Origin of the sequence: Mesorhizobium sp. M7A.T.Ca.US.000.02.2.1, assembly GCF_003996995.1 — a bacterium.
Classification (GTDB): Bacteria; Pseudomonadota; Alphaproteobacteria; order Rhizobiales; family Rhizobiaceae; genus Mesorhizobium.
The window spans coordinates 1-8,067 of record NZ_RZTT01000282.1; the positions used below are offsets into that span (position 1 = coordinate 1).

Below are 8,067 nucleotides of genomic sequence, written 5' to 3' on the forward strand. Positions count from 1 at the left end.
CGGTGCGGCCTCTTCCTCACTCAGAACCTGGTCAGTCCTGGCCTTGATCTCATCGGCCGTCTGCTGGCTTATCAGCCCGTTGCTGACGGCGAAGCCAGCAACCAGAGCGACAAGGGCTGCAATGATTGCAGCTTTCACCTTCTTCGACATCCATAGGCGCCTTGTTCATGACACCCAACCCACGGCGAAGGGTGCCGCAACCTTGGCGAAGGGTCAATCCTTTTGGCTGCAGTCTCTGCTCACGTGCAACGAAATCAACTGGTTACAAACGAAAAACGCCGCCCATTGGGCGGCGTTTCGGCATTGCAGCGGGAAACCAGATTACTTGATCTTGGTTTCCTTGAATTCGACGTGCTTCTTGGCGACCGGGTCGTACTTGCGGAACGACAGCTTGTCGGTCTTGGTGCGGCTGTTCTTGCTGGTCACGTAGAAGAAACCGGTGTCGGCGGTCGACAGAAGCTTGATCTTGATGTTTGCGGCTTTGGCCATGATATCAGTCCGTTTGTTCGTGGGGTTTTGGCCGCTGGAGCACGGGGAAACACCCGGACGCGGGAAACTTGGCGCGACACATAAAGAACGCGCCCGGAAAGTCAAGCCCGGCAAGCCTAGTGCGACCCGCCTGAGCCTGCTGGTGAACGGAAATCATGCGGTTTCTGTCGCCGGTGACGCAACCTTCTTCCAGTCTCCGGTCGTGTTCCACCAGCGATTCGGATTGGCGCGGTCGTCCAGTCCCTTGGAACGGCTGGCGAGAATCGGTTGAATGCGGATCACCGGTTCCTGGTAGGAATGGGCCTGGAAAATCGCCTCGACGACGCGGGCGGCCAGCACCTGATCGTCCGGCAGTTCGAAGGAAACCTCGACCGTGCCGGGCCGCCGCCGCAATTCGGTTTCGGCACCGGCGGCCGCACCGTCAAGCGGCCTGTAGCGTTCGATGCCGTGCGCCGACTGATAGGCATTGCGGTCATATTTGCCCATGGCCAGCGGCGCAATCGCCACCACAGCATCCATGATGCGGTCGACGTCGGCGGCCGGAGCCTGGAAGGTCACGAGCAGAAGCAGTGTCATTCGTAGCGATGTGGTTTCAAAGCCGCTGTCGATCATGGAAGTGTCCTCAAGTGTTTTGGGACACTCTTTTAGCCCTGTGCTCCTGACACGGTTCTGTCAGCAGCCTGCCACCGTGCGCGCCAAATGCAGGGCTGGCGGCAGTTGCGCTACAGCAGGATCTTGCGAACCAACCTGACGGCGACCAAAGCGATATAGGCGGCGAAGAACAGGCCGAGCGACCAGCCGAAGCCGGACGGGCCGAACGCATCCATGCCGATGCCGATCGCCTGCGGGCCGAGCACCATGCCGACACCGTAGCACAGCACGAAGGCGGCGTTGGCCGACGCCAGTTCATGGCCGGAAAGCTGCGAGCCGAGATGGGCAAGGCCGATCGTGTACATGGCAGCGACGACGCCGCCCCAGACGAACAGAAGCGCGGCCATCAAATGCCAATTCTGGGCGAAGAAGGGCATGAAGACGGTGCCGATAAGACCGACCGTGGCGCAGGCAATCAGCAGGTAGCGGCGATCGCTGACGCGGTCGCTGATCATGCCGATCGGGATCTGCAACAACACATTGCCGAGGCCGATCATGGTCAGCAGAAGGGCCGCATCGGCCTCGGAATAGCCGATTCGGCTGCCATAGATCGGGAACAGCGCAAAGCCGCCGGTTTCCACCGCGCCGAACACCAGCACGGCAGCGGTCGCCGACGGCACGAGCCAGATGTAGCGCAGGAAATTGCTGGTTTCGCCATCCGAGGCGATCGAAGGGCTCTCGTTGCGTGCTGCCAGCACGGGTATCGCCGCCAGCGTCACCAAGGCGATGATGACGCCGAACGGCCTGAAGCCGGAACTGCCGAGATGGGCGAACAGCCACGGTCCGGCGGCAAAGCCGAGCGACAGGACAGTGGCGTAAATGCCCAGCACAAGGCCGCGTCGGTGCGGCGGCGCCGAGGTGCTGATCCAGAATTCGGACAGGATGAACAGCACCGTCAGCGCGATGTGCAGCACGATGCGCAGTGGAAACCACATCCAGAAATCGGGTGCGAAATGAAAGCCGACAAAGGCCAGAGCGCCGGCGGCGATCATGGCGATCATCGTCCAGGCGACGCCGAAGCGCATGGCGAGCGGGGTCGCCAGAGGCGCACCGGCGATCGAGGCGAGGCCGGCAACGGCGGTGTTGAGGCCGATCATCGAAGCCGAATGGCCGCGCGTTTCAAGGATGACGCTGAGCAGCGGCATGCCGAGGCCGATGGCGATGCCGACGACGCTGATCGACGAGATCGCCGCCACCATCGGCAGCCAGTGTACGCGTTCGTCGCCCTGTGGTTGGGTATCGACCGTCATGGGATGCTGAATACTCTGCCTGTTTGATCTAAGGAAAGTGCTGAGCGCTTTTCCGGGAAAACCGCGTCACACTTTTCCTGGAATTGCTCTAGAGAAGTTCGCGGGTGAAGCGGCTGCGAACAAGCCGGTAGAAGGGCACGGGTCCGCCTGGACGCAACAGTGGATCATGGGCGAGGCGCTTTTCCAGCTCGTCCAGGATCATTCGGGTGATGTCGGGTATGTCGGCTTCCCCGGCCTTGGCGAGCGGCAGCCAGACCAGCTCCTCGAGCTCGTTGGTGGGACCGCCACCGGGCAGTTCGACGGCGACGTCGTCACGCCAGGCGCTGAAAAAGCGGGTGTCGAAGCGGCGCACGCGGTTGGGCGGCGTGATGGCGCGCGCAACGAAGCGCAGCATGTCGAGAGAGGGTTGCACGCCGTGTTCGGCAAAGCCTTGCCAATCGGACCTGGAGGTTGCGAAAGCACCCTTGCGGCCGATCAGCAGCCCGGCTTCCTCATAGGTTTCGCGGATGGCGGACAGGGCGATGGCGCGGGCTCGTGCGGCGCTTGTGCGGCCCGGTCCGGCGATCAGCCTGGCTTCCTGCTCCGGGTGCAATGCGGCGACGACCGGTATGCGGCTGTCGGCCGGATCGGTGCGGCCGCCGGGAAAGACGAACTTGCCCGGCATGAAGGCGTGGCCGGCATGACGGCGACCCATCAGAACCAGCACGTCATCGTCCTTGCGGTCGAGCAGGATGAGGGTTGCCGCGTCGCGCGGGCGAATTGGCCGGTCGCTATGAGCGATCATGCTCCGCTCGATCCTGTCGACTTCCGCCTTGGTCATACCGTCCATGCGCAGGACCTAGCGGAAACTTCTGGCAAGCGAAAGTGGCCTTTCACGGTCGGTATGTTGCGCCAGGCAGCATTCTTGGCTGCGGCCTAGGCTCCGGGATGCGGCTCGATCACGTCGTGCTCGCCGCCGAAGCCGTGCATATAGAAGGCCCATTGCAGTCCGATGACGGCACCCTTGATCGGCTGCAGCAACGCAACCGACAAAAGGATGGTCAGCGGAACCCAGATGGCGATGTGCTGCCATGTGGACAGCGTCGACGTGGCCTCAACGCCCATGAAAGCGCCCAGCACGACATGGCCGACGATGACGATGACCAGATAGGCGGGCAGGTCGTCGGCCCGGTGGTGATGCAATTCCTCGCCGCAGACACTGCATGTGTCGACGGTCTTGGTGAAAGCGCGAAACAGCTTGCCTTCGCCGCAATGCGGGCAGCGGCCGAGCAGGCCGCGCTTCATCGCCGTCCACAGCGGGCGTGCGGTCCGGCCCGAGTGATGTTCTCCGCCGAAAACCTGTTCTTCCATGGCTGTTGTCATCATCGTCTCCTGCCGCGCGAACCCGGTCGCGATTGCGACGCGCGAGCGCGGCCCTTGGCCTTGTGAAACGACCGCTTGGAGCCCGGCAAAGGCTTCGGGTCGGTCAACATCTCGAAGCGCATCGCCCCGGCCATCGGTGCCACCTCGACGAGCCGGACCTCGACGCGGTCCGCGAGTTGGTAGCCTTTGCCCGAGCGTTCTCCGAACAGGGAGCGGGCCGTTTCGTCGTATATATAGTAATCGCCGTTCAATGTTGACACCGGGATGAAACCATCCGCGCCGTACTGCGGCAATTGGACAAATAGTCCTGACTTGGTGACGCCGGAGATGCGGGCATCGAACCGGTCGTCGACGCGTTCGGCGAGATAGGCGGCGATCAGACGGTCGACCGTGTCCCGCTCGGCCGCCATTGCACGGCGTTCCGTGCCGGAGATCAGCACGGCGACATCTTCGAGCCGTGCCGCTTCGTCCTGCGTCAGCCCGCCCGGACCCAATCCGAGTGCGGCAATAAGTCCGCGATGCACGATCAAATCGGCATAGCGGCGGATCGGCGAGGTGAAATGCGCGTAGCGGCGGAGGTTGAGACCGAAATGGCCGATGTTCTTTGGCGAGTATTCGGCTTGGCTCTGCGAGCGCAGAACCACTTCGTTGACCAGGCCTTCATTGTCGGCGCCGCGCACGCGCTCCAAAATGCCGTTGAACTGGCTTGGCTGCATCTGCGCGCCGCGCGCGAGTGACAGGCCCAATGTCTGCAGGAACTCGCGCAGCGATTCCTGTTTGGCCAGTGATGGCGCGTCATGGACGCGATAGACCAATTCCTGTTTCTTCGCCTCGAGCGTTTCGGCCGCCGCGACATTGGCCTGGATCATGAATTCTTCGATGAGCTTATGGGCATCGAGCCGGTCCGGCACGATGACGCGATCGACGGTGCCGTCCGGCTTGAGCACGATCTTGCGCTCGGGCAGGTCGAGTTCGAGCGGCTGGCGGCCGTCGCGACCGCGCTTCAGGATCGCATAGGCGTCCCACAGTGGCTTCAGCACGGTTTTGAGGATCGGACCTGTCTTGTCGTCCGGCGCGCCGTCGATTGCCGCCTGAGCCTGTTGGTAGGCGAGCTTTGCCGCCGACTTCATCATGATGCGATGGAAGGAGTGCCTGAGCTTGCGGCCCTCGGCTGAAAAAACCATGCGCACGGCGAGCGCCGGACGGTCCTGGCCCTCGCGCAGCGAGCAGAGATCGTTGGAGATGCGCTCGGGCAGCATCGGCACGACGCGATCCGGGAAATAGACCGAATTGCCGCGCTTCAATGCTTCGCGGTCGAGCGCCGTGCCGTAGCGCACATAGGCGGCGACGTCGGCGATTGCGACAGTGGCAACCACGCCGCCGGGGTTCTTCTCGTCGAGATCCGGCGTAGCGAAGACGGCGTCGTCATGGTCTTTGGCGTCGGCCGGATCGATGGTGATCAACGGCAGGTCGCGCCAATCCTCGCGGTGATCCAACGTCGCCGGCTTGACCGCTTCGGATTCCGCGATGACGTCGGTTGGGAAGATATGCGGAATGTCGTGCGCGTGGATGGCGATCATCGAGACCGCCTTTTCACTGGTCAGAGAGCCCAGCACGTTGAGCACCTTGGCCCTCGGCAGCCCATAGCGGGAAGCCCGCGCCGGCTCGACCTCCACCAGGTCACCGTTCTTGGCGCCGTTCTGGAATTCCTTGTCGACGATCAGTTCGGGCTGGCGCCGTTCCACCGGCTCGATGCGGAAGGTGCCGTCCTGCAAGATGCGAAAGACACCGAGCACGGCATCGGTACGTTTTTCGAAAATCTTCACCACCCGCCCGGTGTAGGCGGGGCCACCCAGGGCGACGTTCGTGTCGTCGGCCGGAAAGGTCTTGGCCAGCACGCGGTCGCCAATGCCGGGCGCCGGTCCACTGCCACTGCGCGACAGGCGGATGGAGACGATGGGCGGCGGCCCATTGGCCGTGTGTTCGGTAGGACGGGCCAAGAGCACGCCATCGGCATCGCGGTCGAAAATATCGAGGACCGTGACATGGGGCAGGGCACCGACGCGAGCCAGCCCCTTGCGCTCCTTGGTGAGGACGCCTTCGTCCTGCAAGTCGCGCAAAATATCCTTCAGCCAGATGCGATCGTCGCCGCGCAGTGCGAACGCCTTGGCGATGTCGCGTTTGCCGGCGCGATCGGGATTTTCGGCGATGTAGCGCAGGATTTCGTCACGCGAGGGCCGGTAGTCGTCCTTGACCTTGGCCCTGGTGTCGGCGGTGCGCGGATCGCCGTGGGTTCTGCCGGTGATCTTGCGCGCCACGCTGTCCTATCCTTTTTTCTTCGCGGCCGGCTTCTTCGCAGCCGGCTTCTTGGCTGCCACTTTCTTGGTCGCCGGGGCCTTGGCCGCGGCTGCCTTTCGGAACGGCTTCTTGCCGCCGCCGCCCTTGGCCTCTTTCTCGGCAATCAATGCCAGCGCATCCTCGATCGTCACCGACTGCGGATCCTTGCCCTTGGGCAGCGTAGCATTGACCTTGCCGAAATTCACGTAAGGCCCGTATTTGCCGTCGCGCACGACGATCTTGCCGCCGCCATCGGGATGGTCGCCAAGCTCCTTCAGCGCTGCGGCAGTACCGCCATTGCGGCCGCCCTTGCCCTTCAGCTGCTTCTCGGCGATCACCGATACGGCGCGGTTGAGGCCGATCGAGAACACGTCCTCGATGCTTTCGAGATTGGCATAGGTGCCGTCATGCAGCACGAAGGGGCCGTAGCGGCCAAGCCCGGCTGAGATCATCTTGGCGGTTTCCGGATGCTGGCCGACATCGCGCGGCAGCGACAGCAGCGCCAGCGCCTTTTCGTGGTCGATCGACTCGGCCGTCCAGCCCTTGGGCAGGCTGGAACGCTTGGCCTCCTTGCCGTCGCCACGCTGCAGATAGGGGCCGAAGCGACCGCTGCGCAGCGTGATTTCCTCTGACGTGTAAGGGTCCTTGCCGATCACCTTGGTGCCGTCCTCGCCGCCGCCATTCTCGCCATTGGGATTGGCGGCATCGCCGAGCTGGCGGGTGAAGGAGCATTCGGGATAGTTGGAGCAGCCGACAAAGGCGCCGAACTTGCCAAGCTTCAGCGACAGATTGCCGGTGCCGCATTTCGGGCAGATGCGCGGATTGGAGCCGTCCTCCCGCGTCGGGAACACCAGCGGCGCCAGTTCCTCATTGAGCGCGTCGAGCACATCGGTGACGCGCAGTTCCTTGATGTCGGCGACGGCGCCGGAAAAATCCTTCCAGAAATCGCGCAGCACGTCCTTCCAGGCGAGCTTGCCGTCGGAAATCTCGTCGAGCTTTTCCTCGAGGGACGCGGTGAAGTCGTATTCGACATAGCGCTTGAAGAAGCTTTCGAGGAAGGCCGACAGCAGCCGGCCCTTGGCCTGCGGCACCAGCCGGCGCTTGTCGATGGTGACGTAGTCTCGGTCCTCGAGCGTCTTCAGGATCGCCGTATAGGTAGAAGGCCGGCCGATGCCGAGTTCTTCCAGCTTCTTGATCAGCGAAGCTTCGGAATAGCGCGGCGGCGGCTCGGTGGTGTGCTGGGTGGCATTGATCGCCTGGCGGGCTAGCTGCTCGCCGGCGCGGATTTCAGGCAGGCGGCGGTTTTCCTCGTCTTCCGCATCGTCGTCCTTCTGGTCGGTGTAGGCGGCGATGAAACCGTCGAACCGAACGACCGAACCGATGGCACGCAGCTCTGCGGTGCGCGATCCGTTGACCGCTTCGATCTCGGCGGTGGTGCGCTCGATCTCGGCTGGCTGCATCTGGCTGGCGATGGCGCGCTTCCAGATCAGCTCATAGAGTCGCATCTGGTCGGAATCGAGATATTGCCTGACCGATGCCGGGGTGCGCATGAAATCCGTCGGGCGGATCGCTTCGTGCGCTTCCTGGGCGTTCTTGGCCTTGGCGGTATACTGGCGCGGCTTTTCCGGCAGGTATTTTGCGCCGAATTCCTTGGCAATGGCGTCGCGTGCGGCGTCGATCGCCTCGGGTGCCATCTGCACGCCGTCGGTTCGCATATAGGTGATGAGACCTGTGGTCTCGCCGCCGATCTCCATGCCTTCATAGAGACGTTGCGCCACCTGCATGGTGCGGCTGGCCGAGAAGCCCAGGCCCGATGAGGCGGCCTGCTGCAGCGTCGAAGTGGTGAAGGGCGGGCCGGGATTGCGCTTGGTCGGCTTGGCTTCGACCGACACCGCCTTGAAGGTCGCGCCTTCGAGCATCGATTTGATGTCGTCGGCCTGCGCCTTGTTGGAAATGTCGAGCTTTTGCAGCTTCTTGC

7 protein-coding genes are annotated in these 8,067 nt (G+C 63.2%); all 7 read right to left on the bottom strand.

Going from position 1 to position 8,067, the window contains the following annotated elements; translation table 11 throughout:
* Positions 1-321: 321 nt before the first annotated feature.
* Entirely contained in the window at positions 322-489 is a 168-nt protein-coding gene (gene rpmG, locus EOD15_RS23310; protein ID WP_006201775.1) for a 50S ribosomal protein L33, read from the bottom strand.
* A gap of 153 nt (positions 490-642) precedes the next feature.
* Positions 643-1,101 carry a hypothetical protein gene (locus EOD15_RS23315; protein ID WP_127271458.1) on the bottom strand — a complete coding sequence of 153 codons (459 nt, stop codon included), beginning with the start codon at positions 1,099-1,101 and terminating at the stop codon, positions 643-645.
* 110 nt (positions 1,102-1,211) lie between these two features.
* Positions 1,212-2,390, bottom strand: a complete 1,179-nt coding sequence (locus EOD15_RS23320; protein ID WP_023810543.1) for an MFS transporter — start codon at positions 2,388-2,390, stop codon at positions 1,212-1,214.
* 88 nt (positions 2,391-2,478) lie between these two features.
* Positions 2,479-3,219 (bottom strand): NUDIX domain-containing protein, encoded by a 741-nt coding sequence (locus EOD15_RS23325; protein ID WP_127321832.1) that lies wholly within the window; start codon positions 3,217-3,219, stop codon positions 2,479-2,481.
* A gap of 86 nt (positions 3,220-3,305) precedes the next feature.
* The gene (locus EOD15_RS23330; protein ID WP_174800363.1) at positions 3,306-3,740 is read right to left on the bottom strand and encodes a DUF983 domain-containing protein; all 435 of its coding nucleotides are present in this window, start codon (positions 3,738-3,740) and stop codon (positions 3,306-3,308) included.
* A gap of 11 nt (positions 3,741-3,751) precedes the next feature.
* On the bottom strand, positions 3,752-6,070 hold the full coding sequence (rnr, locus tag EOD15_RS23335; RefSeq protein WP_127321833.1) for a ribonuclease R: 2,319 nt from the start codon (positions 6,068-6,070) through the stop codon (positions 3,752-3,754).
* 6 nt (positions 6,071-6,076) lie between these two features.
* Positions 6,077-8,067 (bottom strand): type I DNA topoisomerase (gene topA, locus EOD15_RS23340; protein WP_127408867.1); only part of this gene is annotated, 1,991 nt, incomplete at its 5' end.